Below are 26386 nucleotides of genomic sequence, written 5' to 3' on the forward strand. Positions count from 1 at the left end.
CAAGCCTAAGTAAGCCGCCGCTTCCCCGCCGCGCCGGCTAGGGCGCGGGGGCCAGAGCGGGAGCCGGCAGCTCCGGGAACGCGTCGTGATCTGCGGTGAGGCCGGGAAGAGCTCCGGCGTCGGTTCCCCAGCGGGCGGCGCTGCGAGCGGCGCCGACCAGGCCGGCCACCGCCCATTGGCGTGTCTGCCCCTCGCTCAAAGCCACCAGGTCGCCGTACACCGCAAGCGCCGATGCCTCCAGCACGCCGAGCCCGGCGGCGGGTGCGGCCAGGAACGCAGGTGCGCTGGTGTAGCCGGCTTCCCGCGCTGGAACGGCAACGCAGTGCATCCGGCTCAGCGCCTCCGCGCCGGCGGCGAGGGTCTCGTGCCGGGCGAGCTGCGCTGAGGCCGGGCCGGCTGCTGAACCCCCGAGCCGGGTGAGGGCCACCTGATAGCCGTATACGGTTTCCCGTTCGCTCGCCACCGCTGCTGCCAGCGCCGCCGGCAAGGTTGCGGCGGGAGTGCCTGCCGAAGGCCCAGCAGCGGACGACGGCGATGCCGGAACGCCCTGGCACGCGCCGGAGAGCTGCGGTGCTGCGGGGTCGGCGACCGCAGGGGCGGGCGCCCCGGCGGCCGCTGCAAGGGAGGAAGCCTGAAGCAGCTGGGCGGTCCCGACGGCGGCAAGCAGCCGGGCCATTCCGCCGTCGGCCACGTTGGCGTCGGCGAGCCGTTGCGAGGCACTGGCGACCAGCGCGGCGGCTAATTCTGCGGCCGACGCGGGCAGCGGAACAGCAGGAGGTGCTTCGGTGGGGGTAGCCGATTGGGCTGCAGTGCCCGCCGGGGGAGCGGTGTCGGCACCCTCCGCCCCGGGGAGCAGGAGGGCCCGGGACTGGCTTGTCAGCAAACTCACAGTCCGCGCCACAGCCGGTTGGGGGGCGCCCGCGGCTGCCCGCTCCAGTGCTGCTCCGGCGGTGCGCAGTCTCAGCGTTTCGGCCAGCGCAGCGGACCGCGCTTGTTCGGAAAACGGCGGTTCTGCGGGGTCCATGGGGTGTGCGGGGCGCCAGGCCAGCCCCAGGCTGGCGACCACGAGGGCGAGGCAGGCGAGAAGTGCGACGCGCGGAACGAGCCCCCGCCACCGCTTTTGCCTGCTGTCCTCTTTCACAACAGACCATTTTGTCATGGTTGGCATGCCGGCCGGGACCTGAAGTGCACCACGGTGCCCGGAAAATCGCTAGGCTAGTACACACAACATCATCTAGCGGGAGGCGGCCGGCATCATGACAAATGCAGAAGCCACGACTTCGACAGACCGGACCGGAACGGGTAAGGCTGACGCCGCACCCGCTCACAACTTCGAGGCCGAGCGGCTGCATGCCCTCCTGGAGCCCGAAGTCCTGGCGAACCGGCTGTACCTGGAGGACGTCTCGATTCACGTCGCCGGCGCCAACCGGGTGGTCCACGTGGTGGTGGACCTGCCACAGGACGAGACCGGCGGCGTCGGCCTGGACGTCATCGCCGAGATTTCCAAGTCCCTCTCCGACATCCTGGACAACGATCCCAGCACCGACGCACGCCCGTACGAGCTTGAGGTCTCCTCGCCCGGCGTCGGACGCCCCCTGACCGAAGAGCGGCACTGGCACCGGGCCCGCGGCCGGATGGTTAAGGTTAATGTCCTGCAGGGTGAGAACGTCACAGGCCGGGTCCGGTCAGTCGATGACGCAGGCGTCACGCTGGTCCCGGAGATCACGGTCAAAAAAGGGATGAAGCCCAAGCAGGGCGAGCCCATGAAACTTCCTTTCGACAGGATCCGCAGTGGAAAAGTCGAGATAGAGTTCAGCCACCTCGAAGAGGCCGGTCTGGAGAACGCACACAATGGACCTTCCGAGGAGGCCTAATGGATATTGACATGAGCGCACTGAGACTCCTGGAGCGTGAGCGTGAAATCCCGCTGGATCTCCTGATTCCGACAATCGAGCAGGCCCTGCTGGTGGCATACCACAAAACAGCGGGTGCCTTTGAGACGGCGCGCGCCGAGCTGGACCGCAAAAGCGGACACGTGACCATCTGGGCCACCGAGATTGACGACGACGGCGCGCCGATCGGTGAATTCGAGGACACCCCGGCGGGCTTTGGCCGCATTGCCGCCAGTACCGCACGGCAAATCATCCTGCAGCGCCTGCGCGACGCCGAAGACGACAACGTGCTGGGCCAGTTCAAGGGCCGCGAGGGCGAGCTGGTTGCCGGCACCATCCAGCAGGGCAACAACCCGCACATGATCCAGGTCAACCTGGGCACTGTGGAGGCACTCCTGCCGCCGCCGGAGCAGGTGCCGGGGGAGAAATACACCCACGGCAACCGGCTCCGCGCGTTCGTGATCGACGTGCACCGCGGTACCAAGGGCCCGTCGATCACGCTGTCCCGCTCGCACCCGGGCCTCGTTCGGAAGCTCTTCGAAATGGAAGTTCCGGAAATCGCGGACCACTCGGTGGAAATCGTCGCCTTGGCCCGCGAAGCCGGGCACCGGACCAAAATGGCCGTCAAAGCCAACATGCCCGGGATCAATGCCAAGGGTGCCTGCATCGGTGAAATGGGTTCGCGCGTTCGTGCGGTCATGAACGAACTCAACGACGAAAAGATCGACATTGTTGACTACAGTGACGACCCGGCCACGTTCATTGCCAGCGCACTGTCCCCGTCCCGGGTGAATTCCGTCACGATCACTGACGAGGCAACCCGCTCGGCGCGCGTAGTGGTGCCGGACTACCAGCTCTCCCTCGCCATCGGCAAGGAGGGCCAGAATGCCCGCCTCGCCGCCAAGCTCACCGGCTGGCGGATCGACATCGTCTCCGATGCTGCGGTCAACCGCGACAAATAGGGCTGACCCCGCGGTCACCGTCCGCCGGCGCTGGAAGTTCGGCCCGGATCGGGCCCACCGCCGGCGTTCGTGGCCCCTTCAGTTCGGGGCCCGGGCGCTGGAGGGGCTAGAATAGACATGACCGCGCCTTACGGCCGGTATCCGCGTGTCCTTGACGCGTCCGGGCTTGGTTCCGGCGAAGGTGTCCTTACGGGCCCTTGGCTATGCTGGCCCGGTCCCTGGACGGCAGATATGTACTGGCAGGAAGATTCTCGTAAGTGGCACAAGTGCAACACCTCGAGCATCAGCCGCAGCGTACCTGCATCGGATGCCGGAAGACGGGCGCCCGGTCAGAGCTTCTCCGGCTCGTCATCGATGGCAGCGGTTCATCCGCCGTCATAGTCGATGAACGCCGCCGGATGGCTGGCCGGGGTGCATGGCTGCACCCCAGCGAAAAGTGCCTGGCACTGGCGGTCAAACGTCGAGCGTTCGGACGCGCCCTCAACGGTGCTGCCGGAACAGCCGACGTTGAACGCCGGATCATGGCAGGCACGCAAGCCGTGGACACCCCGGTGGCCGCAGCAACAACCGTCCAACCTGAAAGCGGGTCAGAAAACTGATGGAAACCCGATGAGTTCCCAGCGATGAGTGCGCAACGATGACATCTTTGTTGCGCTCTGGAATGGACCTTTCAGCTGCACTCGCGGCGGAGGTCCGCAGTAAGAAGTAGACGGTTCGTGCCTGGCTCGGTGCGGACCGAGACAGGAGAAATGTGGCCAAGGTCCGCGTACATGAGCTTGCTAAAGAGCTCGGTATTACTTCCAAAGATGCAGTAACCAAACTGCAGGAACTGGGCGAATTCGTTCGCTCGGCCTCTTCCACCATTGAGGCCCCCGTTGTGAGGAAACTCCGCAACGCGTTCCCCGACGCAGCATCGGCAGCCAAGTCCGAAGCACCCGCGTCCACACCCAAGGCGCCCGCCAGCCCCGCCGCAACCGTTCCGGCGCCTGCGCCGGGCCCGGCTGCCCCGAAGGCTGCGGACACCACAAAGACTGAAGCTCCGGCTCCGGCCGCAGCTGCTCCGGCACCCAGTGCCCCCCAGGCGGCTCCGGCCGCTGCACCGGCGGCACCGGCTGCTCAGGCTCCGAGTGCGCCGGCTGCGCCCAGCACGGGCGCCAAGCCCGGCGCGCGTCCGGCACCCAAGGCTGAAACCCCGGCTGCTCCGGCACGCCAGGGCGGCTCGGCACCTCGCCCGGGCGGCCCCCGTCCCGGCAACAACCCCTTTGCTACCTCCCAGGGCATGCCCCGGGGCCGCGGCGGAGACAACGAACGTCCCTCGCGTCCGGGTAACAACCCATTCGCTCCTTCCCAGGGCATGCCGCGTCCGGGCGGGAACCGCACCGAGGGCGAGCGCCCCGGCGGCCCCCGTCCCGCAGCAGGCGCTGGTGGTCCCCGTCCGGGTGCTCCCCGCACCGGCGGCGCCCCGGGTGCACGCCCGGGCGCTCCTCGTCCGGCCGGCGCAGCAGGCGCCGGACGTCCGGGCGGGGCCGGCGGAAACCGACCCACTCCGGGCATGATGCCTAACCGCACCGAACGTCCCGCACCCGCTGGCGCAGGACGTCCTGGCGGCGGAGCCCGCGGCCCGGGCCGTCCGGGCGGGGCTCCCGGCACCGGTGCTCCCGGTGCCGGTGGCGGCGCTCCGGCCGGCGGTGGCTTCGGCAAGGGTGGCCGCGGTCGCGGCGGTACGCAGGGTGCTTTCGGTAAGGGCGGTGCAGGCCGTGGCAAGCAGCGCAAGTCGAAGCGTGCCAAGCGCCAGGAACTCGAGCAGATGAGTGCTCCGTCGCTGGGTGGCGTTAGTGTGCCCCGCGGCGACGGCAACACGGTAGTCCGGCTTCGCCGTGGCTCGTCCATCACGGACTTCGCCGACAAGATCGAGGCGAACCCCGCAGCGCTGGTGACCGTCCTCTTCCACCTCGGCGAAATGGCTACGGCCACGCAGTCGCTGGATGAAGAGACCTTCGCCCTGCTGGGCGAGGAGCTTGGCTACAAGCTCCAGGTTGTGTCCCCGGAGGACGAGGAGCGCGACCTGCTCTCCGGCTTCGACATCGACTTCGATGCCGAGCTGGAAGCCGAAGGCGACGAGGAACTCGAGGCACGTCCTCCGGTTGTCACCGTCATGGGTCACGTTGACCACGGTAAGACCCGCCTGCTCGATGCCATCCGCAAGTCCGACGTTATGGCGGGCGAGCACGGCGGTATCACGCAGCACATCGGTGCCTACCAGGTCACCCACGAGCATGAGGGTACCGATCGCAAGATCACCTTCATCGATACTCCGGGCCACGAGGCGTTCACCGCCATGCGTGCCCGTGGTGCGAAGGTGACCGACATCGCGATCCTGGTTGTAGCAGCGGACGACGGCGTGATGCCGCAGACCGTTGAGGCCCTCAACCACGCCCAGGCGGCCAACGTGCCGATCGTTGTGGCCGTGAACAAGATCGACAAGGAAGGCGCCAACCCGGAAAAGGTCCGCGGCCAGCTGACCGAGTACGGGCTGGTTCCGGAAGAGTACGGTGGCGACACCATGTTCGTGGAGGTCTCTGCGCGTCAGAACCTGAATATCGACGAACTGCTCGAGGCTGTCCTGCTGACCGCAGACGCAGCCTTGGACATGCGCGCCAACCCGAACAAGGACGCCCGCGGTATTGCGATTGAAGCCAACCTGGACAAGGGCCGCGGCGCGGTTGCTACCGTCCTGGTTCAGTCCGGTACCCTGCACATCGGCGACACCATCGTGGCAGGCACGGCCCACGGCCGCGTCCGTGCGATGTTCGACGATGATGGCAGTGCACTGACCGAGGCCGGCCCGTCCCGCCCCGTGCAGGTGCTGGGTCTGTCCAACGTCCCGCGCGCCGGTGACACCTTCTTTGTGACCGCTGACGAGCGCACCGCCCGCCAGATCGCCGAGAAGCGTGAAGCTGCGGACCGCAACGCGGCCCTGGCCAAGCGCCGCAAGCGCATCAGCCTGGAAGACTTCGACCAGGCCGTCGCCGACGGCAAGATCGACACCCTCAACCTCATCCTCAAGGGTGATGTGTCAGGTGCCGTGGAAGCCCTCGAAGACGCGCTGCTCAAGATCGACGTCGGCGAGGGTGTCCAGCTGCGCGTTATCCACCGCGGTGTCGGTGCGATCACGCAGAACGACGTCAACCTGGCTACCGTCGACAGCGCCGTTATCATCGGCTTCAACGTCAAGCCCGCCGAGCGTGTTGCCGAACTGGCAGACCGCGAAGGCGTGGACATGCGCTTCTACTCCGTCATCTACGCAGCAATTGATGACATTGAGGCAGCCCTCAAGGGCATGCTCAAGCCGGAGTACGAAGAGGTCCAGCTTGGTACCGCCGAGGTCCGCGAAGTGTTCCGTTCCTCCAAGTTCGGCAACATTGCAGGCTCGATCGTTCGCTCGGGTGTTATCCGACGCAACGCCAAGGCCCGGGTCACGCGCGACGGAAAGATCATCGGCAACAACCTTGCCGTTGAGACGCTCAAGCGCTTCAAGGACGACGCCACCGAGGTCCGCACGGACTTCGAGTGTGGTATCGGTCTTGGCTCGTTCAACGACATCACCGAAGGTGACATCATCGAGACCTTCGAGATGCGCGAAAAGCCGCGCGTCTAAGATGTCTTAGCGTTACAGGTGCAGTAAAGGTGCGGGGCCGTTGGATTCTTCCGGCGGCCCCGCCCCTGCGCTGGGCGGCCAACGTCTGACGACGTCGGCCGCCCAGCTCCGGCAGCGGCGTCAGCCTTCCCAATGCTCGCAAGTTCGCATCGGGTCCCCCGGCTGCCACCTTGGATGCCACCCAGGCCGCCGGAAGAATCCAACGGGAGTCCGTCGTAGACTCGCCTTAGGCGCGTGGCAACAAACCGAACCTGTGTACTTCAGCCGCTAACGCGCCGTCGTACATCCAAATTTTTAGGAGTGGAAATGGCTGATCCCGCACGGGCTGCCAAGTTGGCGCAGCGGATTAAGGTTGTTGTTGCCGAGGCACTGGGCCGGAGGGTGAAGGATCCCAGGCTGGAAGGCGTCACTGTCACCGATGCGCGGGTGACCAACGATCTTCAGCATGCAACGATCTACTACACCGTATTCGGCGACGAGCTGGTCCAGGCCGAGGCTGCCAAGGGCCTTGAGAAGGCCAAGGGCGTGCTGCGGCAGGAAGTCGGCCGGAACGTCACTGTCCGGTTGACCCCGACGCTCGAATTCGTGGCGGACCAGATTCCGGTCAATGCTTCCAACCTGGAGGAACTGCTGCGGGCGGCAAAAAAGCGTGATGCCGAGGTGGCGGCTCTCGCCGCCAGCGCGAAGCACGCCGGCGACGCCGACCCGTACAAGAGTGATACTCCGCAGGATATCGAGCTCGACGAGGACGACTTCGACGAAGAGGAACTTGACCTCATCGCCGAAGGCGACGTCGACGAGGACAGCGGTAAGTAGTTCAGCAACAATGCAGCGCTGCAGAAGAATGGCCGGCCCCGGTTGGGGCCGGCCATCCTTTTGAGCTTTTGCCATGGCCGGGAGGACTTTGGACTCTAGGCCCGCTGCCGGCGGTGGCGTCCGATGGAACCATGACTGCGGGGACTGAAGAAAGAGGTGGGCCGTGGGTTCCAGCCTGATCCCGTGTCCCCACTGCGGGAAGACCAACAGGATTCCGGCATCGGCCGCCGGGCACCCGCGCTGCGGAAATTGCCGCAAGGACCTGCCCTGGATTGTCGCCGCAGGGGACGCGGACTTCGCGCTCATCGCCGAGCAGTCCTCGACGCCGGCCCTCATCGACTTCTGGGCAGCATGGTGCGGACCGTGCCGTATGGTCAGCCCCGTGCTGGACAAGCTGGCCCAGGAACGGGCCGGCGGGGTCAAACTCGTTAAGGTTGACGTCGACTCGGCGCCGGCACTCTCGCGGCGCTTCGAGATCCAGTCGATCCCCACCATGCTGCTGATCAGGGACGGGAAAGTAGTGGCCCGCCAGACCGGGGCGCCGCCCGCAGCAGCCCTGCGCCAATGGCTCGACAACGCGATGGCGGCGGGTCACCCCTAGCCGAAGGCGGTACCTGCCAGTGCCCGTTCAGTGATGTGCGTTCAGTGATGCCCGTTCGGTGGCGCCGGCTCGGTGGCGCCCCTTCAACGGCGCCGGCCGCGGGCTCCCAAGCCACCCAGGAGGGGCGAGCCCATGCCCAGGAGGAAGCCGACGTCGTACCAGTTACCGGCGCGAGCCGTGTTGTAGAAGGGGAATTCGCTCCACTGCCCAAAGACATGGACGATCAGCACTACCCATGCCGTGACCCCGTTCCAAATACCCCATAGCAGGTCCTGCCACCACATGTTTACTCCTTGACCGAACCGTCATCCGGGACCGCACGTCCCGGGACCGGCGCGAAATGCCCGCGTTGCGTTCAGGCTAGGCGCTGCGGCACAGCCGCGGTAGGGCACAGCGACCCTACAACCTACGGTGCCGGCAACCGAATGTCAGCTGGCCCGGGTCGGGAGCCGGTTGAGGCCTTCCACCAGCTCGGCCTGGCTGCTGCAAAGCGCAATCCGGATCCAACCCTCGCCGATCGAACCGAACGCGGTGCCGGGGGCGAAGGCCACACCGGAATCGGCCAGGAAGCTCCGGACCCAGCCCCGGACATCGCCACCACTGACATGGGACACATCGGCCCAAAGGTAGAACGCGCCTTGCGCCGTGAGGAACGGAATGCCCTTGGACTCCAACACCGTGCCGGCAGCATCCCGGTTGGCCCGGTAGTGCGCACGGGCGTGGCTTACGTACTCCTGCGGGCCGGTGAGCGCCGCCAGGGCGGCGTACTGCGAGGGAGCGGCCACGCAGGAAACAATCGCCTCCATCACGTTGTTCATTTTCTGTTCCAGGCCCGGCGGGCAGATCAACGCTCCTATCCGGAGCCCGGTCAGGCCATAGGTCTTGGAGAGCGTGAGCGAAGTGAACACGCGGGCTTGCCCGGGGACGTCGCTGTCGAACCGGGCCGGGCTTACATGCGGGACGTCATACGTGAAGGCTTCGTAGCATTCGTCGGAGATGATCCAGAGATCATGCCGGACGGCCAAGGCCACCAGGTCCCGGGTGAGTTCTTCGCCCAGGACGGCGCCCAGCGGGTTGGAGGGTGAATTGAGGATCAGCACCTTGGTCCGCGGTGTAATAAGCTCCTCGATGTCCGCGATCCGGGGCTGGAAGTCGTGGCCGGGATACAGCGGGTAATGCACCGGGACGGCGTGCAGCAGGCTGGCCGTCATCGCGAAGGTTGGGTAGCCGGGATTGGGGATCAGGATTTCATCGCCCGGCGAGAGCAGCAGGCTCATCGCGAAGTGCAGGCCTTGCTGGGCGCCGTCGACGACGTAAACGCGGTCCGGCCCGAGCGGTGTCGCGTTGTGCTCCCGGAACCGGGCAGCGAACGCCTCACGCAGGGCCGGGATGCCGGCGTTGGGCGTGTAGTTGGTTTCGTCGCGGTCCAGGCAGGCCATCCCGGCCTCAAGGATATGGCGGGGGACGGCAAAACCAGGTTCGCCGATGCTCAGCACAATGGCGCCGGGAGTCGCCCAGGCGGCTTCGGTGATTTCGCGGATCTGGTTAATGGGGACGTCGCGGACGTGGGCGGCTAGCTCGGGCATGTCTGCCATCCTAGCCGCCGCAGCTTCCTGCGCCGGTGGCAGCGCCAGCGCAGATATACTGGGAAGCGTGCTTTCTGGACTGGTAATAGTGGACAAACCGCAAGGCTGGACCAGCCACGATGTGGTTGGCCGGATGCGGCGGCTCGCCGGTACCCGAAAGGTGGGCCACGCCGGGACCCTGGATCCCATGGCCACGGGTGTCCTGGTGGTCGGCATCAACAAGGCGACCCGGCTGCTCACGTACATCGTGGGCACGTCGAAGACCTATACGGCGACCATCCGCCTCGGTGAATCCACCCTCACCGATGACGCCGAGGGCGAAGTGACGGCCACCCGCAGTGCCGCCGCGGTGACCGAGGAAGCAGTACGGGCCGGCATCGCCGCATTAACCGGTGAGATCAATCAGGTTCCCAGCAGCGTCAGCGCCATCAAAGTCAACGGCGAGCGTGCGTATGCACGGGTCCGCTCCGGCGAAGAGGTCAACCTGGCCGCCCGGCCGGTCACCATCCACCGCTTCGAGGTCCACGGGATCCGTCGGGTTCGCACGGGGGAGTCAGCGGTGGAGTCAGACGGCGAGGCGCTGGACGTTGACGTGACTGTGGAATGCTCATCAGGCACTTATATCCGGGCGCTGGCCCGTGACCTTGGGGAGGCTCTTAAGGTCGGCGGGCACCTGACGGCGCTGCGCCGGACCCAGGTGGGCCCCTACACGCTGGACCAGGCACGCACCCTCGAACAGCTTGCCGAGCAGTTGGACGTGCTCGAAATGTCCCAGGCCGCGCGGGCCCTGATGCCCAACCGAGAGCTCAGCGACGAGGAAACCACCGAGCTATCCTTCGGTCGCCGCATCGCCTCAGGTGTGAAGGCCGGCACGTCCGAGGCGGCCACACCGGAGAACCCTGCCGCGGCGTTCGGCCCGGACGGCACTCTCGTGGCCCTGCTGGCGGACAAGGGAAGCTACGCCAAGCCGGTGCTGGTCTTTGCACCGGACAATGAAAAGCATCCGCCGAAGCAGCCTTCGCCGGTCCAGCAGGACGGGCAATAGTGGACGCGTTTTTCTACATCATTTTGGTGGTTGGGCTGGTCTCCAGCGTCATCTGCCTGATCGCCGGCATCCTCAAAAAGGCGCCGAACGATACGACGATCCTCTCGGTGGCCGCCGTCGAACTGTCCTTGGTGGTCTATCTGGTCGGGTCGATAATCCGGGTCGCGGGCGGGGAACAGATCGCGGGGGAGCCCTGGGAATTTTGGGGCTATTTGTTGACAGCGCTCTTGCTGCCGGTCGGCGCCGTCTACTGGGCCATCCTGGAACGGACCCGCTGGAGCAACTTTGTGCTGGCCGCCGTCGGAGTCACGGCCCTGGTGATGGCGGCCCGTATGAATCAGATTTGGTACTGACGTGGAAGAGGCAAATAACGTGACGGCGAAACGATCGCAGCAGGACATCGGAACGACGCCGGACCCCTCGGCGTCCGGCAGCGCACGGGATACCCGCAATACCGGGCCCGGCCGGCTGCTGATCGCTGTCTACGCGGTGTTTGCCATTTCGGCGACGGCCCGGGCGGGATACCAGATCCTCACCAAGTTTTCCGAAGCTCCGCTGGCCTACCTGCTGTCCGCATTCGCCGCAGTCGTTTATCTCGTAGCAACCGTGTCACTCGCAAAAGCCGGCCGCACCTGGTTCAAGGTTTCCGTGGCGGCGGTGCTCGTGGAACTGTTGGGTGTGATTGTGGTCGGGGCCCTCAGCGTGTTCGACTCGGTCAATTTCCCGCATGAGACCGTCTGGTCGCTGTTTGGCCGCGGCTATGCGTTTATCCCGTTGTTGTTGCCGATCCTTGGCCTGATCTGGCTGTACCGCCGCCGTCCGGCGCCGAAGCCGGCCCGAGCGTCCTAGCTGGGCATTCCGGGGCCGGGGTCCTGGCCCACCAGCCGGCTGCACAGGGCCGGCCACGCGGCGCCGAAGCCAGGATGCAATTCCTTCTCGCCGACGCGCTCGAGCGGCACCCACTGCAGCTCCAGGCTTTCGGGATCACTAATCACCGGTTCGAACGCTTCCACAACTTCGACGGCGACTGTCGTGTAGCTCCAATAGCCGACGTCGAACACCGAAGTGAACAGCACCCGCACGTTTTGCGGCGGAACGGCGGCTTCCTCTTGGGCCTCCCGCAGTGCGCCTTGGACTGCTTCTTCGCCCTGGTGCAAGGCCCCGCCGGGGAGGCCCCAGGTGCCGCCCTTGTCGCTCCACAAAGCGCGGTGCTGGAGCAGGACGCCCTTGCCGGGGTCGTGGACCAGCAGCCCGGCCGAGCCAAATAGCCCCCAGAACCGTCCGCTGTCGCCTTCAACCCACGCGTCACCCGGATCGCGGGGCCCGAGGGGCCGACGCAGGTCGAAGGGGAGCTCAGTGGAGTGTGCTTCGCCGGGCCGCCCGGTTTGGGGGCTGGCCGGGCTCGATGTCGAGGCGACAGGGCTGTCCATGCCCTCAGTTTCCCACGGACCGTGCCCGTACCCGCCGAAGTGTGACCCCGCGGGAAGACAGATCAGGCAGGCTGCACGCCGGGGGGCACGGCGGGATGACAGATCAGACGGGCTGCACGCCGGGGTACGGCGGGAAGACAGATCAGACGGGCTGCACGCCGGGGTACGGCGGGATCCATCGGTCAGCAGCGGTCGGTTTCCAATCTTCGTCGCGACAGCTTGCCGTTGACGGCCAAACGGCACCAGTGAACGGGCCGCCCAACCCTCTGAAGCAACCAGACGCCGGGCCTGTTGCCTCCCACGAGGGTTCGCCGACGGAAACTCCGGGGCCCAACACTTCAGTTATCCACATAGGGGGAACAACGAGCGCCACCAGAGCTGGAATCGGGAATCATTGGAGGTAGGCCCCCGGGCGGCCGGAGCAGCGGATCGCTCACTGGGACCTGGTGACTACAGCTTCTCCACACTCGAATTTTCTTTAGGAGATCCAAAAAAGTCGCGGCCCAGAATGTCACAGCATCGAGGAAGAATTTGGCTATGAAAGCCAGTGAAGATTTCATTCCGCTACAGGCCACACGGCCTGGCTCCGGAATACTCCTGGGAATTCCCCGGCTGCCGGCTGGACCACACGCAGCCGATGACGTGGACTGTGCTCTGGATGGGGCGCTTGCACTGCTGCGTTCTTCAAACGGGACGGCACTGTCTGTTGCAGCGATGTTCGGAGTGACAGAAGCCTCGGACTTTGCCGGTCGGGTCGAGGAATTATCCCGCATGGTCGACTATCTGCAACTTGTGGCCGCAGCGGCGGTTGACCGGACCCGAAACCAGGCGGCGGCAGCCAGCAACGCGGCTGCGAAGTTTGGTTCCGGTGCCCCTGCCAGCTGGTTGACCGGCTGGCACGCCGACGCGACTACGACCACGACCACGACCACGACCACGACTGTGACGGTGCCGGCGGCCAGGGTCGCCGGGCCCGATTCCGGTTGGAACGTGCAGCTTGGCGCGGGCCGTGAACAGGGCTGCGTCGATGACGGGTACCGGAACACCACCGAGTTCCTGCGGGCCAGGCTTCGGATCACCGCGGCGGAGGCGCGGCGCCGGCTTGCCCTGGCATCGGATGTTCTGCCGCGTACCGGCTTGTCAGGGCAGCCCCTGCCCGCCGCGTGGGAGGAACTCGCGGCTGTCCTCACAGCCGGGGACATCGCCTCGCGGGCGGCGACCCTGGTTAGCCTGTCCCTCCACCGGGTCGGGCACGTGGCCGCGCCCGGTGACGTTGTCCGGATGGAGCATGCCCTGACCCGCACGGCTGTGGAGAACGACCAGGATTTCCTGACCCGGATCGCGAAGCGCTGGACGGACGCCCTGGACCAGGACGGTGCCGAACCCAGCGAGCAGGAACTGCGCCAGCGCCAAGGCGCGTTCATCCGCCGGTCCCACCGTGGACTGCAGCACCTGGAAATCTTCGCCACCGCCGACCAATTCGAGCACCTGCTCACGGTCATGAACACAGCCACCAACCCACGGACATGCTCTGCCACCAACCGCACCGACCCCACCGCCGGCACGGCCGAAAGTGCCGGTCCCGACGCCCGGGCCGACGCCCGGGCCGACGCCGGCGCCAATGCCGGCGCCAATGCCGACGCCCGCGGTGCCGTGGACCACCCGGCTGCTGGGGAGGCGGCCGCTGCCGGGCGGCTGGATCAGCGCACCCGTCCGCAACGGCTGCTCGATGGCCTGGTCGGCGCCTGTAAGGTGGCCCTCGCGGCCGGAGAACTGCCCGCTTCCGGTGGACTGCGCCCGCAGGTTATGGTCACCATCGACTACCGGGACCTCCTCGAACGGCTCGGCGGCGCCAACCCGCAGTCACACGGGCCGGGATCCGGCGCGGGAACCCTGATGTTCACCGGCCCGGTCACGGCCGAGACCGCGCGCAAGATCGCCTGCGATGGCGACATCACTCCAATCGTGCTCGGCGGCAACGGCCGCATCCTGGACATCGGCCGGGCGTCACGGGTCTTCCCGCCCCACATCCGCAAAGCCCTCACCGCACGGGACCAGGGCTGCGCGTTCCCCCAGTGCACCATCCCCGCGCCGTGGTGCGAGGCCCACCACATCGAGTACTGGTCCCGCGGCGGAACGACCGGAACGGAGCAAGGCGCTTTGCTCTGCTCACACCACCACCACGTCATCCACAAGGAAGAATGGACCATTCAGGTCCGCGCCGGCATCCCGTGGTTCATCCCCCCGGCGCACCTGGACCCACGCCAGGTGCCACGACGGAACAGCTATTTTCGCCTTGAGTAAACCCAAGGGACAGTGCGCGCTCTGCGGGCAAATCAGGGATTATCTGAACTGCGCAAAGACCTGTGCCGGTTCGGGACGAATATCCGGGCCCTCGGTGAAGCCGAGGCCTTCACAAAAAGCACGCTTTCCGGAACGCCGGATCCACCAGGATGTCCTGGACGGAGCAGATGGTCGCGGCGCCGGAGGCCGCGCTGGCCAGTCCCACCAGCACCAGCGCCAGAGCCAGCGCCAGCACCACGGAGTCGGGTTACGGGCTTCCGGCAAGGACTGCGGACGCTGGCATCGGAACAGTGCCGCACGCAGCCGTCCCCCGGCCACGGGCGGGAGGTGCTAGCGTAGCGCCGATGCGTAACAGGCGCCCGGGCCCTTGCGTTGGCCACGTCCAGGGGATAAACCATGAACATATCCGTGAACATCCGAAAGTGCACGGCGGACGATCTTCCCGCCCTGTGCCTGCACGAGCCCCCGGGTGCAAAAATCGCCGAGGGCTTCCTGGTGCGCCAGACGGCGGGGGAGCTCCTCTATGCCACGGCGTGGACCGGGGGCACCCCGCACGGCGGGGCGGTGCTGGATTTCCGTGCCGGGCCAGTCCCCGAACTCAAGCATCTCTTTGTGTATCCCGGCAGCAGGGGAGCAGGGATCGGCAGTGCGCTGTGCCGCTGGCTGGAAGAGCAAGCCAGGCTGGCCGGACACAGTGCGATCGTCCTCGGCGTCGAACCTGGCAACACTGCGGGACGGAAGCTCTACAAAGGCCTTGGCTACCGGCCCACCGGTGCCACGGAAACATGCTCCTATGAATTTACCGACCCTGACGGCAACCGGAGCGTTGCCACGGAAACTGCTGCGCTCCACCATAAACAGCTCGGACCGCCTTGGGCCATCGAGCCTCCCGCCGGCCGTGGACCAACCCCGCCGGCGCCCTCCCGCGTCCTCTTCTATGGAGTGACCGGCAGCGGGAAGTCGACCGCCGCCCGCGCCTACGCCCAGTCCAGGGGGTTGCCCGGGTTTTCGGCAGATGACGACACCGGCTGGCTGCCCGGCTGGCAGCAGCGCACCGTCGAGGAGCAGCGTGGTATCGCAGCCTCGCTTGCAGCCCAGGACCGCTGGGTGCTGGACAGCGCCTATGGTGCCTGGCGGGACGTTGTGCTGCCGCGCGCGGAGCTCATTGTCTGCCTCGACTATCCACGCTGGCTTTCGCTGGCCCGGCTGGTTCGCCGCACGCTGCGGCGGGCGTTGACCCGGGAGCCTGTCTGCAACGGCAATGAGGAAACTATTGCCCGGCTCTTCACCCAGGGCTCGATCCTCCGGTGGCATTTCCGGTCCTTCACTCGGAAGCGGCAGGTGATGCGGGGGCTGGAAGCGGACCCCCGGATGCCGGCTATAGTCATGTTCCGCCGTCCCCGGGAACTCGACGCTTGGCTGGCGCAGCTGACCGGGACCTCTGACCGGGCAGAAAGCCCCTGAACAGACACCCGCGGCTACGCTGGAGGCATGGCTGGACTCAAGGCTCCACAAGCGTTGCGGAAGGCAGAACGTAAGTCCCTCCTGAGGGCCGTGAAGGCATTCCATACCTTTGCCTGGTTCACGATCGAAGCCTGCATGGTATCCGTCCTGTACGCCGGTGTCCGCGGCCGCACGGACCGGCGGGCGGGCCTCGCCGCCGCAGTTCTGGCTGCCGAGACGCTGGTTTTCCGCGAACCGCTTCCACTGCCCGCTTACCGCAGTGGCCAAGGACCTGGGGGATGAGGCAGGCTCGGTCACCCGACATCTACCTGCCGGGAATGGTTCGCGAGGAACCTTCCGGTCATCCACGTTCCACTGATCCTCGCCGCCGTGCTGCTGCACTGGCGGAACTGCCGGACAGCCGGTAGCTCAACCGGGCAGTTCAGCCGGGTAGCTCAACCGGGCAGTTCAGCCGGGTAGCTCAACCGGGCAGTTCAGCCGGGCGGCTCAGTCCCCGCACGGTGGCCGGCGCAGTCGAGGCCGCCAGCGCAGCGGGTTGCCGTTGAGGTCGACGCGGAAGTGCTCGATCACCTTGTTGGCCGCAGTGTTAATGATGATCACGGAGTCCGCCGGCCAGGACGGATCGGGAACCACGGTGTAGGGAACATCCGTAATCCTGCTGGGCTGCCCGGCGTCGTTGATCTCCCGGCTGATCGCAAGCTCGAGCCTGGCAGCGCCCTCGTAGCCTTGTGCGTTCTTGTGCATGCCGGCCAGCAGCATGGGCACCGCGGCCTCCACCGTGGCCTGCACCGTGGCCTCCACCGTGGCCTGCACCGTCTGCCGGTCCGTGCCGAGCATGCCGGCAATCTGGACTACCGGGATCTGCCTCAGGAGACCGTGGAGCTCTGACCCGGGGTCTCCTTCAGCCACACCTGGGTGCGGGCCTCGGTGGAAACCGCACCCGCGCAGACACCCGCCGGACTGTTGCCTGTGCCTCGTGGTGCTGGCGTGCCGAACGCGGCGGAGCGTCGCCGCGGACCCGCAGTGCCGTCGGAAGCAGCCGACGTTTGCAGGTAATCTAGGAGAGTTCCGGAGCCGGCAGGTTTATCCGGAGGAGCACATGGCAGGAAGCAAAAAGGCGAGGTTGATGGTCCACATCTGGAACGATCCGTCCGAAGTCCCGGCGGACTTTGGTCCTTCCGTCGTTACGTTCGGCAATTTCGACGGGGTACACCGCGGCCACCAACAAGTGCTCTCACAGCTCATCCGGGTTGCCCGTCTCAACCACGCACGCGCCGTCGCCATCACCTTCGACCCGCATCCGGCGCAGGTCCACCGTCCCGAATCCGCCCCGGAACTGATCATGGGTCTGGAAGACAAGCTTGCCGCCCTCAGCGAACTGGGCCTCGACGCCGTTCTGGTCATGAAGTACTCCCTCGAGCTGGCCAGCCTCACCCCCGAAGAATTCGTCGCCACAGTCCTGGTCGGCAGCCTCAGGGCGAGCCACGTGGTGATCGGCCACGATGCACGGTTCGGCCGGAACAACTCCGGGGACCTGGAGACCATGCAGGACCTCGGCCGGAAGCTCGGCTTCGAGGTGCTGGTTATCAGCGAGTTCGGCTCGGAAGGCTTTCCGATCCACGGCGACGCACCCGGTGCGGGACAAGACCGCACCGCCCACGACGGCACCGACCGCCGCTGCTCCTCCACCTGGGTGCGCGAGGCACTGCGGGAGGGCGACGTCGCCACTGCGGCCGCCGTACTCGGACGGCCGCACCGGATGCGCGGCGAGGTGGTCCACGGCGCCGCTCGCGGCCGTGACCTCGGCTTCCCGACCGCAAATCTGGCCGCTGACGCGAGCGGCTACGTCCCGGCTGATGGCATCTTCGCCGGGTGGCTTGTGGACCAGGCCGGCACGCGCTGGCCTGCCGCCATCTCCGTCGGGTCCAACCCCACCTTCGACGGCGTCAGCCGTCAGGTTGAGGCGCACGTGATCGACCGGCCGAAAGAGGCCGTGGAAGACTTCGATCTGTACGGCCAGACAGTAGTTGTGGAATTCGTCGCCCGGCTGCGGGGCATGGTGACGTACCGTGGCCCTGAAGCACTGGTGGACCAGATGCGGCTGGACGTTGTCCAAGCGCACAATATTCTATTTGTGCCCTAACCCGACCATCCGCTGCGCCGGGCCGCCGGAGAGGTGAATCCGTCGGCCGGATGCCCGGCCCGGCCGGTGCCAGGTTTCCCCGGGCCGCCGGACGGGAAAACGAAGAAGAGCCCGTGGGCAAGGAAGGCACAAAACGTGACGATTGAGAAAAATACCAGGGAACTGGACAAGGATATTGTCCGCGACTTCAGCTCCCGAATGAGCTACGCCTCCTACTTGCAGCTCCCGACGCTGCTGAGCGCCCAGAACCCGGTCAGCACACCGGAGCACCATGATGAGTTGCTGTTCATCATCCAGCACCAGACCACAGAACTGTGGCTCAAGCTGGTCCTGCACGAGCTCCGCAGCGCCGCCGCCTGGCTCCGCTCCGACGACCTCGGCTCGGCGCTGAAGGCGATTGCCCGGGTCAAGCACATCCAGAAGACCCTGACCGAGCAGTGGTCCGTGCTGGCCACCCTCACGCCCACGGAGTATTCGCAGTTCCGCGGCTTCCTGGGTAACTCCTCGGGATTTCAGTCCAGCCAGTACCGCGCCGTCGAATTCCTGCTGGGCAACAAGAACCGCAAGATGCTCCCGGTGTTCGAATCCGACCCCGAAGCCCACGCGATGCTGCTGGAGATCCTCGAATCGCCGAGCATCTATGACGATTTCCTCGCCTACCTCAAGCGGCAGGGCTTCGACGTCCCCGCCGCGCTGCTGGAGCGGGACGTCACCAAGGCGCACGAGTTCTGCGCCGAGCTGGTCCCCGTCTTTAAGTACATCTACGAGAACGCCGCGGACAACTGGGGCGCCTACGAGGCCTGTGAGGAACTCGTGGACCTTGAGGACAACTTCCAGCTGTGGCGCTTCCGGCATCTGCGAACGGTCCAGCGCACCATCGGCATGAAGTCCGGCACCGGCGGCTCCAGCGGTGCTGCCTTCCTGCAGAAGGCGCTGGAACTGACGTTCTTCCCCGAGCTCTTCGCCGTCCGGACGGAGATCGGCCAGTGAGCGCACTGACTCCGGCGGCGGCAGCGGCGCAGAACCGAGATGCCTTGTTGCAGCGCGCCCGGGAACTGGACGCCGCCGATCCGCTGGCTGCCTGCCGCGACCACTTCATCGGTGCCGACACGGACCTTGCCTACCTGGACGGCAACTCCCTGGGCCGGCCGCTCAAGCGCACCGTCACGGACATCAGCAGCTTCATCCAGGACAGCTGGGGCGGGCGTCTGATCCGCGGCTGGGACGAGCACTGGCTGGAGCTCCCGCAGGCCATCGGCGACCAGCTCGGCCGGGCAGTCCTCGGCGCGGCCGCCGGGCAGACCATCATCGCCGATTCCACCACTGTGGTGCTCTACAAGCTGATCCGGGCCGCAGTGGCCGCGATCGCCGACCCGGCCCGGACCGAAATAGTGCTGGATACGGAGAACTTCCCCACTGACCGCTACCTTGTCGAGGGCATCGCCCGCGAAGAAGGGCTGACGCTGCGCTGGATCCACACCGATCCTTCCGCCGGGGTAACTGTCGAGCAGGTGCGGGCGGCAACGGGGCCGGCCACCGCCGTTGTGGTCCTGAGCCAGATTGCCTACCGCTCCGGGTTCCTTGCCGATCTGCCCGGGATCACCGCTGCCGTTCACGCCGCGGGTGCGCTGGTGGTCTGGGACCTTTGCCATTCCGCCGGTTCGGTTGAGATTGCCCTGGACGCCGCCGAGGTCGACTTCGCCGCCGGCTGCACCTACAAATACCTCAACGGGGGGCCCGGCTCGCCGGCGTTCGCCTATGTTAATGCCCGGCACCTGCCGGGTTTGCAGCAGCCGATCTGGGGCTGGATGGGCCGGAAAGACGCATTCGAGATGGGGCCCGGGTATGAAGCGGCAGACGGCATCCGCGGGTTCCTCAGCGGCACCCCGGCGGTCTTCGGGATGCTTGCCATGCGTGGCACCCTGGACTTGCTCGAGGAGGTCGGCATGGCCGCGGTTCGGGAGAAATCACGCCTGCTGACCGCGTTCGCCGTCGAGCTCCACGATGCCTGGCTCGCCCCGGCCGGCGTGGAACTCGCGACGCCGCGGGAGCCGGAGCTGCGCGGCAGCCACATCACGGTGGACCACCCGGCGTTCCGGGAGATGACCGCCGCACTGTGGGCGGCCGACGTCATCCCGGATTTCCGGGCACCGCAGGGCCTGCGGATCGGGCTGTCCCCGCTGAGTACGTCCTTTACCGAGGTGCACCGCGGGGTGGCTGCGATCCGCGAACGGCTGGACGCGGGCCATTCCGGGCAGCCACTGGAGGGGTCGTTTCGACAAGATTAGCGGCGTGCCGGTAAACTAAGCGTTGGATCCGGCTGCAGTCCGTGGCGGCTGGGTCCTGTTGTGTACGGGACAGCTGGCATCAAAGCAGAAGAACCGGCACGGCACCCCCCGGCGGTGAGTTACTGATTCGGGCCTCACGGCACATATCTAGGAGTTATTGTGGCACTTGAAGCCGCTGTAAAGCAGTCCATCATCAAGGATTTCGCAACGTCCGAGGGCGACACCGGTTCGCCGGAGGTCCAGGTTGCAGTCCTGACTCAGCGGATCAAGGATCTCACTGAGCACATGAAGGTGCACAAGCACGATTACCACACCCAGCGCGGTCTGCTGGCCATGGTTGGTCGTCGCAAGCGTATGCTCACCTACCTCAAAAACACTGACATCACCCGCTACCGTGCGCTCATTGGGCGTCTCGGCCTGCGCCGCTAGTCAGCTTTAAGGGGCGGCCCCTTCCGTGACGGAATGGGCCGCCTTTTTCACACACAACTCAACAGGAGGATCAACCGCATCACGCATTCGCGGTCTTCGGTAGTGATCTCCGGGAACGGCTTCCAGGATATGAAGCCCGGCCCGTGGGTCTCGATCGATGACCGGGTGTAGTGCAGGCCGGCAGATGCCGGGCTGGGTTGATGCGGCTGGACTCCGTGAACCATGAAACGGAGGTGACTCTCTATGGAGGGTCCCGAAATCCAGTTCTCAGAAGCAGTCATTGACAATGGCCGCTTCGGCAAGCGTGTAATCCGCTTTGAAACCGGCCGACTTGCCAAGCAGGCAGCCGGCGCAGCGATGGTCTACCTCGACGAAGAAACCGCGCTGCTGTCCGCCACCACTGCCGGCAAGCACCCGCGTGAAGGTTTCGACTTCTTCCCGCTGACCGTCGACGTCGAAGAGCGTATGTACGCCGCCGGCCGCATCCCGGGCTCGTTCTTCCGCCGCGAAGGCCGCCCGTCCACTGAAGCGATCCTCGCTTGCCGCCTGATGGACCGCCCGCTGCGTCCCGCCTTCGTCAAGGGCCTGCGCAACGAGGTCCAGATCGTGGTCACCGTGCTGTCCATCAACCCGGACGAGCTCTACGACGTCGTAGCGATCAACGCTTCGTCGATGTCCACCCAGCTCTCCGGCCTGCCGTTCTCCGGCCCGATCGGCGGCGTCCGCGTTGCCCTGATCGCCGACGAACACGGTTCGCAGTGGGTCGCCTTCCCGAAGCACTCCCAGCTCGAGAACGCCGTCTTCAACATGGTCGTTGCCGGCCGCGTCAAGGGCGACGACGTCGCCATCATGATGGTTGAAGCCGAAGCCACGGACAACTCCTGGAACCTCATCAAGGAACAGGGCGCCGCCGCCCCGACCGAAGAGGTCGTTTCGGAGGGCCTGGAGGCCGCCAAGCCGTTCATCAAGGCCCTTTGCGACGCCCAGTCCGACCTGGCAGCACGCGCCGCCAAGCCGACCGTCGAGTTCCCGGTCTTCCTGGACTACCAGGACGACGTCTACGCCGCCGTGGAGTCAGCTGCCGCCGAGAAGCTGGCCGCTGTTTTCCAGATCGCCGACAAGCAGGAACGCGACACCGCTTCCGACGAGCTCAAGAACGAGGTCACCTCATCCCTGGCCGGCCAGTTCGAAGGCCGCGAAAAGGAGCTGTCCGCAGCCTTCCGCTCCGTCACCAAGCACGTTGTGCGCCAGCGTATCCTCACGGACCAGATCCGCATCGACGGCCGTGGCCTGACGGACATCCGCCAGCTCACCGCCGAGGTTGAGGTTCTTCCCCGCGTCCACGGCTCGGCCATCTTCGAGCGCGGTGAAACCCAGATCATGGGCGTCACCACGCTGAACATGCTCAAGATGGAACAGCAGATCGACTCGCTTTCGCCCGTAACGCGCAAGCGCTACATGCACAACTACAACTTCCCGCCGTACTCCACCGGCGAGACCGGCCGGGTCGGTTCCCCGAAGCGCCGCGAAATCGGCCACGGCGCCCTCGCAGAGCGCGCCATTATGCCGGTGCTGCCGTCCCGCGAGGAATTCCCCTACGCCATCCGCCAGGTCTCTGAAGCCCTCAGCTCCAACGGTTCGACGTCGATGGGTTCCGTCTGCGCCTCGACGCTGTCCCTGCTCAACGCAGGCGTGCCGCTGAAGGCTGCTGTTGCCGGTATCGCCATGGGCCTGGTTTCCGACCAGGTTGACGGCCAGACCCGCTACGCCGCCCTTACCGACATCCTCGGCGCCGAAGATGCCTTCGGTGACATGGACTTCAAGGTTGCCGGTACTTCCGAGTTCGTTACGGCCATCCAGCTGGACACCAAGCTCGACGGCATCCCGGCCTCGGTGCTGGCCGCCGCCCTGAAGCAGGCCCGCGAAGCCCGCCTGCACATCCTGGACGTGCTGAACTCCGCAATCGACACCCCGGATGAGCTCTCCGAGTTCGCGCCGCGCGTCATCGCGGTCAAGATCCCGGTAGACAAGATCGGCGAGGTCATCGGCCCGAAGGGCAAGATGATCAACCAGATCCAGGAAGACACCGGCGCCGACATCTCGATCGAGGACGACGGAACTGTCTACATTGGCGCCACGAACGGCCCGTCTGCCGACGCAGCACGGTCCGCGATCAATGCCATTGCCAACCCGCAGATCCCGGAAATCGGCGAGCGCTACCTGGGCACGGTCGTCAAGACCACCACCTTCGGTGCTTTCGTTTCCCTGACCCCGGGCAAGGACGGTCTGCTGCACATCTCCGAGCTGCGCAAGATCGCCGGCGGCAAGCGCGTGGACAACGTTGATGACGTCGTCTCCGTCGGCCAGAAGATCCAGGTGGAAATCACCAAGATCGACGACCGTGGAAAGCTTTCGCTCTCGCCCGTTGTGGCTGACGAGGCCGGTGCCGGAAACGCTGACGACGCTGAGGTCTCCCTCGAGGCCGCAGAGTAGTCTTTCCAGACCCAAGTGGCGGGGCCGGTGGATTATCCACCGGCCCCGCTGCCGTTAACGGCGGCGTAGAACATCGCCGTCGCCGCCGTACCGTCCGGGCGATTTCCCGCTGGTACGATGGCAGGCAGATTTGGGATGTTTTTACTGAAAGGCTTTGATGACTGTCGTACCCCTGCCGCTTGAGCAGAACCAGCATGCTGACAGCCTGATCCACGGAGCCGACGGCGGATCCGAAGTGCGGCGGTCGGTCCTTCCCGGCGGTGTCCGTGTGCTGACCGAGGCGATGCCCGGACAGCGTTCTGCCACCATCGGATTCTGGGTTGGCGTGGGATCCCGCGACGAGGCGCCCGGGCAGCACGGCTCCACCCATTTCCTCGAACACCTCCTTTTCAAGGGCACCCAGCGGCGCACCGCCCTGGAGATCGCCTCGGCCTTCGATGAGGTCGGCGGGGAGTCCAACGCAGCCACGGCCAAGGAAAGCACCTGCTATTTTGCCCGCGTGCTGGACACCGACCTGCCGATGGCGATCGACGTCATCGCGGACATGATCACCGGTGCCGTGCTGGACCCGCAGGAGATGGAGCAGGAACGCGACGTTATCCTCGAAGAAATCGCGATGGACAGCGACGACCCGACCGACGTCGCCCACGAACACTTTGTCGCGGCCGTGCTGGGTACCCACGCGTTGGGCCGCCCAATCGGCGGTACCCCCGACGCCATCCGTGCCGTCGCCCGGGATTCCGTCTGGGACCACTACCGCCGCTATTACCGCCCGGATGAGCTTGTTATCACCGCCGCCGGGGGACTGGACCACAACGTCGTCTGCGGACTCGTTGTGGATGCCCTGCACTCCGCCGGCTGGAGCCTTGAGCCTGACGCCGCGCCGGTGCAGCGACGCTCCACCGACCGGGCCGCGATCACCGGCACCGCCGGACTGCACGTGGTCAAGCGTCCGGTGGAACAGGCCAACATCATCATGGGCTGCCCCAGCATCGTCGCCACCGACGACCGCCGCTTTGTGATGAGCGTGCTCAACGCCGTCCTGGGCGGCGGGATGTCCTCCAGGCTGTTCCAGGAAATCCGGGAGAAACGCGGCTTGGTGTACTCGACCTACTCCTTCGCCTCCTCCTACGCCGACGCCGGGTACTTCGGAATGTACGCCGGCTGCACCCCGTCCAAGGTCCGGCAGGTCGTTGAGCTGCTCGGCGCCGAACTGGACAAGCTCGCAGAAGGCGGGATCTCCGAGGAGGAACTCCGCAAGGCCGTGGGGCAGCTCTGTGGCGGAATCGTGCTGGCACTGGAAGACACCGGCTCACGGATGTCCCGGCTCGGCCGTGCCGAACTGGTCTCCGGCGAATACCAGGACATCGACGAGACCCTTCGCCAGATCAAGGCGGTGACCGCTGACGAGGTCCAGGTGCTCGCCCGCGAACTCGCGGCTGCGCCACGGACCCTCACGGTCGTTGGCCCCTTCGACGAAAACGAAACCTTCGGCCTCTAACCGGGCCGTGCCCGGCAGGGCGCCCGGGGCGCCCGAAACGTTCCCCGCGGATGCGTGCGGGCCGCGCGCCGGGGGAGTTGCCCCGGGAGCCTCGGGGCTGCGCCTCGGTTAGGAGGCGCAGCCCCGGCATATCCCCGCGTGGAGCCGCCGTTGCCCTAAGCCGGCCTGTGCCCGACGCTGAACTGCGCCCGATGCTGGCCTGTGGCCGACGCCGAACTGTGGCCGATGCTGGCCTGCGCCCGACGCTGGCCTGCGCCCGACGCCGGCCTGCGCCCGACGCCGGCCTGCGGCCGACGCCGAACTGTGGCCGACGCCGAACTGTGGCCGACGCCGAACTGTGGCCGACGCCGTTACGTTACAAAAGCCTTTTTTGAAATCCGTTGACACGCCCTGAGCTGCGCCCTAGATTAACTGTAATCTGAATCACCTTTCAGGTTCAGCGAATTTCCTGCTCAGATTCCCCGGATTCTCAACGAAAGGCATCCCGTGAAGGATACAAAGAAGTTCCTAATGGCCACCGTTTTGGCCGCCGGGCTGGCCCTCAGCGCCTGCGCGCCCACTGCCGGCACCGCAGCGCCGGCCGAATCGGGCAGCAGCCAGTCGGCCGAACCCGTCAACGTTGGCATTATCTACTCCAAAACCGGACCGCTCGCAGCCTATGGCGCCACCTACTATGAGGGCCTCCAAGCCGGCATCGACTACGCGACTGGCGGGACCGGAACGGTCAACGGCGCCAAGATCAACCTCAGCTACGCCGACGACGGCGGCGATCCGGACAAAGCCGTCACGGCGGCCAAAGACCTGATCGGCAAGGGCTACAAGATCATCGGCGGCACGGTCTCCTCGGGAATTGCGTTGAAACTGGCCGAGCAGGCGCAGCAGAACAAAGTCCTCTACATCGCCGGCCCCGCCGCCACGGATGCCCTCCAAGGCGTTAACAAATACACCTTCCGGTCCGGCCGGCAAAGTCTGCAGGATGTGGCCACAGCCGGCTCGTTCATCGATACCAAGGGCAAAAAGGTTGTGGTTTTCGCGCAGGACAACGCCTTCGGACAGGGCAACGTCGCCGCTGTCAAGGCCGTCCTCGGGGCCAAGGGGGCCACAGTGGAGCCGGTCCTTGTTCCGGAAGGCCAGGAGCTCACGCCGTTCGCTCGCCAGATCATCGATGCGAAGCCTGACATGGTCTTTGTTGCCTGGGCCGGGGCTACCTCCGGCACCATGTGGCAGACACTGAGCCAGCAGGGCGCATTCGACGCCGCACCGATCGTCACCGGCCTCGGCGACGCAGCGACCTTCGGCGCCTACGGCGAGGCGACCAGTAAAATCAGCTTCCTGAACCACTACTTCCCGGGGGCCGCGGGTACCGTCGTGGAGAAGAAGATGATCGCCGCCGTCGAAAAGGCGGGCCAAAAGGCCGACCTCTTCACCCCGGACGGCTTTGTTGCCGGCCAGATGATCGCCCAGGCCGTCAAGGAAGGCGGCGCCGACACCGACGCCATGGTTAAGGCGCTCGAAGGATTCAGTTTCGACGGGCCCAAGGGCAAGGAAACCGTCCGGGCTTCAGACCACGCACTGATCCAGGACATGTACCAGGTCAAGCTCGTCCAGGCGGGCGGTTCCTGGGCTCCTGAGCTGATCAAGGTCGTCCCGGGCGACACGGTCGCCCCGCCGGAAAAGAAGTAGTCCTTCGCGGCGCTGTGCAGCACGGTAACGCACAGCGCCGCACTGCGCCGCCACCACCGTGGCCGGCCCCAGCACAAGACGAAGGATCCGA

Annotated in this window: 25 protein-coding genes; 19 read left to right on the forward strand and 6 right to left on the reverse strand. The window is 66.1% G+C overall.

All coding sequences use genetic code 11. The features are described 5' to 3' along the window. Window positions 1-37: 37 nt before the first annotated feature. Window positions 38-1159, reverse strand: a complete 1122-nt coding sequence (locus QI450_RS04110) for a DUF4439 domain-containing protein (protein WP_226774226.1) — start codon at window positions 1157-1159, stop codon at window positions 38-40. Between the two features lie 97 nt (window positions 1160-1256). Between QI450_RS04110 and rimP the strand changes: the two genes are divergently transcribed. The 6 genes from rimP (at window position 1257) to trxA (ending at window position 7929) form a co-directional block, all read left to right on the forward strand. Next, a complete protein-coding gene (rimP, locus tag QI450_RS04115; protein WP_226774225.1) occupies window positions 1257-1874 on the forward strand; it encodes a ribosome maturation factor RimP in 618 nt (205 codons plus the stop codon). After that, complete coding sequence (nusA, locus tag QI450_RS04120) at window positions 1874-2854, forward strand: transcription termination factor NusA (RefSeq protein ID WP_226774224.1); 981 nt, start codon at window positions 1874-1876, stop codon at window positions 2852-2854. The genes rimP and nusA overlap by 1 nt, the downstream gene beginning before the upstream one ends. A 266-nt stretch (window positions 2855-3120) precedes the next feature. Next, window positions 3121-3453 (forward strand): YlxR family protein, encoded by a 333-nt coding sequence (locus tag QI450_RS04125; RefSeq protein ID WP_348994533.1) that lies wholly within the window; start codon window positions 3121-3123, stop codon window positions 3451-3453. 152 nt (window positions 3454-3605) lie between these two features. Beyond that, complete coding sequence (gene infB, locus QI450_RS04130; protein ID WP_226774222.1) at window positions 3606-6512, forward strand: translation initiation factor IF-2; 2907 nt, start codon at window positions 3606-3608, stop codon at window positions 6510-6512. Between the two features lie 306 nt (window positions 6513-6818). Further along, window positions 6819-7328, forward strand: a complete 510-nt coding sequence (gene rbfA, locus QI450_RS04135; RefSeq protein ID WP_226774221.1) for a 30S ribosome-binding factor RbfA — start codon at window positions 6819-6821, stop codon at window positions 7326-7328. A 163-nt stretch (window positions 7329-7491) separates the two neighbouring features. Further along, the gene (trxA, locus tag QI450_RS04140) at window positions 7492-7929 is read left to right on the forward strand and encodes a thioredoxin (RefSeq protein ID WP_226774220.1); all 438 of its coding nucleotides are present in this window, start codon (window positions 7492-7494) and stop codon (window positions 7927-7929) included. Window positions 7930-8012: 83 nt separating this feature from the next. Here the strand turns inward: trxA and QI450_RS04145 are convergent, their stop codons facing one another. Beyond that, window positions 8013-8213 (reverse strand): hypothetical protein, encoded by a 201-nt coding sequence (locus QI450_RS04145; RefSeq protein ID WP_226774219.1) that lies wholly within the window; start codon window positions 8211-8213, stop codon window positions 8013-8015. A gap of 144 nt (window positions 8214-8357) precedes the next feature. Next, complete coding sequence (locus QI450_RS04150) at window positions 8358-9515, reverse strand: pyridoxal phosphate-dependent aminotransferase (protein ID WP_226774218.1); 1158 nt, start codon at window positions 9513-9515, stop codon at window positions 8358-8360. Window positions 9516-9582: 67 nt separating this feature from the next. Here QI450_RS04150 and truB point away from each other — a divergent pair, with 67 nt between their 5' ends. The 3 genes from truB to QI450_RS04165 are packed head-to-tail and all read left to right on the forward strand — an operon-like array spanning window position 9583 to window position 11409. Then, window positions 9583-10560 (forward strand): tRNA pseudouridine(55) synthase TruB, encoded by a 978-nt coding sequence (gene truB, locus QI450_RS04155; protein WP_226774217.1) that lies wholly within the window; start codon window positions 9583-9585, stop codon window positions 10558-10560. Continuing rightward, entirely contained in the window at window positions 10560-10913 is a 354-nt protein-coding gene (locus QI450_RS04160) for a hypothetical protein (protein ID WP_226774216.1), read from the forward strand. Before truB ends, QI450_RS04160 begins: the two co-directional genes overlap by 1 nt. Before the next feature lie 46 nt (window positions 10914-10959). Continuing rightward, window positions 10960-11409 carry a hypothetical protein gene (locus QI450_RS04165; RefSeq protein ID WP_226774277.1) on the forward strand — a complete coding sequence of 150 codons (450 nt, stop codon included), beginning with the start codon at window positions 10960-10962 and terminating at the stop codon, window positions 11407-11409. On the opposite strand, the gene QI450_RS04170 is transcribed toward QI450_RS04165, so the two are convergent. Continuing rightward, window positions 11406-11990, reverse strand: a complete 585-nt coding sequence (locus tag QI450_RS04170) for an NUDIX domain-containing protein (RefSeq protein ID WP_226774215.1) — start codon at window positions 11988-11990, stop codon at window positions 11406-11408. The two genes, QI450_RS04165 and QI450_RS04170, sit on opposite strands and share 4 nt — an antisense overlap. Window positions 11991-12761: 771 nt before the next feature. On the opposite strand from QI450_RS04170, the gene QI450_RS04175 reads away from it, so the two are divergent. Next, a complete protein-coding gene (locus QI450_RS04175; RefSeq protein ID WP_226774214.1) occupies window positions 12762-14294 on the forward strand; it encodes an HNH endonuclease signature motif containing protein in 1533 nt (510 codons plus the stop codon). A gap of 109 nt (window positions 14295-14403) precedes the next feature. Here QI450_RS04175 and QI450_RS04180 read toward each other — a convergent pair whose 3' ends face one another. Then, a complete protein-coding gene (locus QI450_RS04180) occupies window positions 14404-14532 on the reverse strand; it encodes a hypothetical protein (protein ID WP_256446691.1) in 129 nt (42 codons plus the stop codon). 158 nt (window positions 14533-14690) lie between these two features. On the opposite strand from QI450_RS04180, the gene QI450_RS04185 reads away from it, so the two are divergent. Both QI450_RS04185 and QI450_RS04190 read left to right on the forward strand, forming a co-directional pair. Further along, a complete protein-coding gene (locus QI450_RS04185; RefSeq protein ID WP_226774213.1) occupies window positions 14691-15758 on the forward strand; it encodes a GNAT family N-acetyltransferase in 1068 nt (355 codons plus the stop codon). A 27-nt stretch (window positions 15759-15785) separates the two neighbouring features. After that, a complete protein-coding gene (locus QI450_RS04190; RefSeq protein WP_226774212.1) occupies window positions 15786-16040 on the forward strand; it encodes a hypothetical protein in 255 nt (84 codons plus the stop codon). A 204-nt stretch (window positions 16041-16244) separates the two neighbouring features. On the opposite strand, the gene QI450_RS04195 is transcribed toward QI450_RS04190, so the two are convergent. Then, window positions 16245-16667, reverse strand: coding sequence for a DUF937 domain-containing protein (locus tag QI450_RS04195; RefSeq protein WP_226774211.1), 423 nt, complete (start codon window positions 16665-16667; stop codon window positions 16245-16247). A gap of 217 nt (window positions 16668-16884) precedes the next feature. On the opposite strand from QI450_RS04195, the gene QI450_RS04200 reads away from it, so the two are divergent. The 7 genes from QI450_RS04200 to QI450_RS04230 all read left to right on the forward strand — a co-directional run bounded on the left by QI450_RS04200 (window position 16885) and on the right by QI450_RS04230 (window position 26295). Continuing rightward, entirely contained in the window at window positions 16885-17901 is a 1017-nt protein-coding gene (locus QI450_RS04200; RefSeq protein ID WP_226774276.1) for a bifunctional riboflavin kinase/FAD synthetase, read from the forward strand. A 135-nt stretch (window positions 17902-18036) separates the two neighbouring features. Beyond that, window positions 18037-18891, forward strand: coding sequence for a tryptophan 2,3-dioxygenase (gene kynA, locus QI450_RS04205; RefSeq protein WP_226774210.1), 855 nt, complete (start codon window positions 18037-18039; stop codon window positions 18889-18891). Between the two features lie 5 nt (window positions 18892-18896). Beyond that, window positions 18897-20189 carry a kynureninase gene (kynU, locus tag QI450_RS04210; RefSeq protein WP_226774275.1) on the forward strand — a complete coding sequence of 431 codons (1293 nt, stop codon included), beginning with the start codon at window positions 18897-18899 and terminating at the stop codon, window positions 20187-20189. 159 nt (window positions 20190-20348) lie between these two features. Then, a complete protein-coding gene (gene rpsO, locus QI450_RS04215) occupies window positions 20349-20618 on the forward strand; it encodes a 30S ribosomal protein S15 (RefSeq protein WP_226774209.1) in 270 nt (89 codons plus the stop codon). A 243-nt stretch (window positions 20619-20861) separates the two neighbouring features. Then, the gene (locus tag QI450_RS04220; RefSeq protein WP_253033235.1) at window positions 20862-23111 is read left to right on the forward strand and encodes a polyribonucleotide nucleotidyltransferase; all 2250 of its coding nucleotides are present in this window, start codon (window positions 20862-20864) and stop codon (window positions 23109-23111) included. A 157-nt stretch (window positions 23112-23268) separates the two neighbouring features. Then, window positions 23269-24612, forward strand: a complete 1344-nt coding sequence (locus QI450_RS04225; protein WP_226774207.1) for a pitrilysin family protein — start codon at window positions 23269-23271, stop codon at window positions 24610-24612. A gap of 510 nt (window positions 24613-25122) precedes the next feature. After that, window positions 25123-26295 carry a substrate-binding domain-containing protein gene (locus QI450_RS04230; RefSeq protein WP_226774206.1) on the forward strand — a complete coding sequence of 391 codons (1173 nt, stop codon included), beginning with the start codon at window positions 25123-25125 and terminating at the stop codon, window positions 26293-26295. Window positions 26296-26386 lie beyond the last annotated feature (91 nt).

This window comes from Arthrobacter sp. EM1 (assembly GCF_029964055.1).
GTDB lineage: Bacteria > Actinomycetota > Actinomycetes > Actinomycetales > Micrococcaceae > Arthrobacter.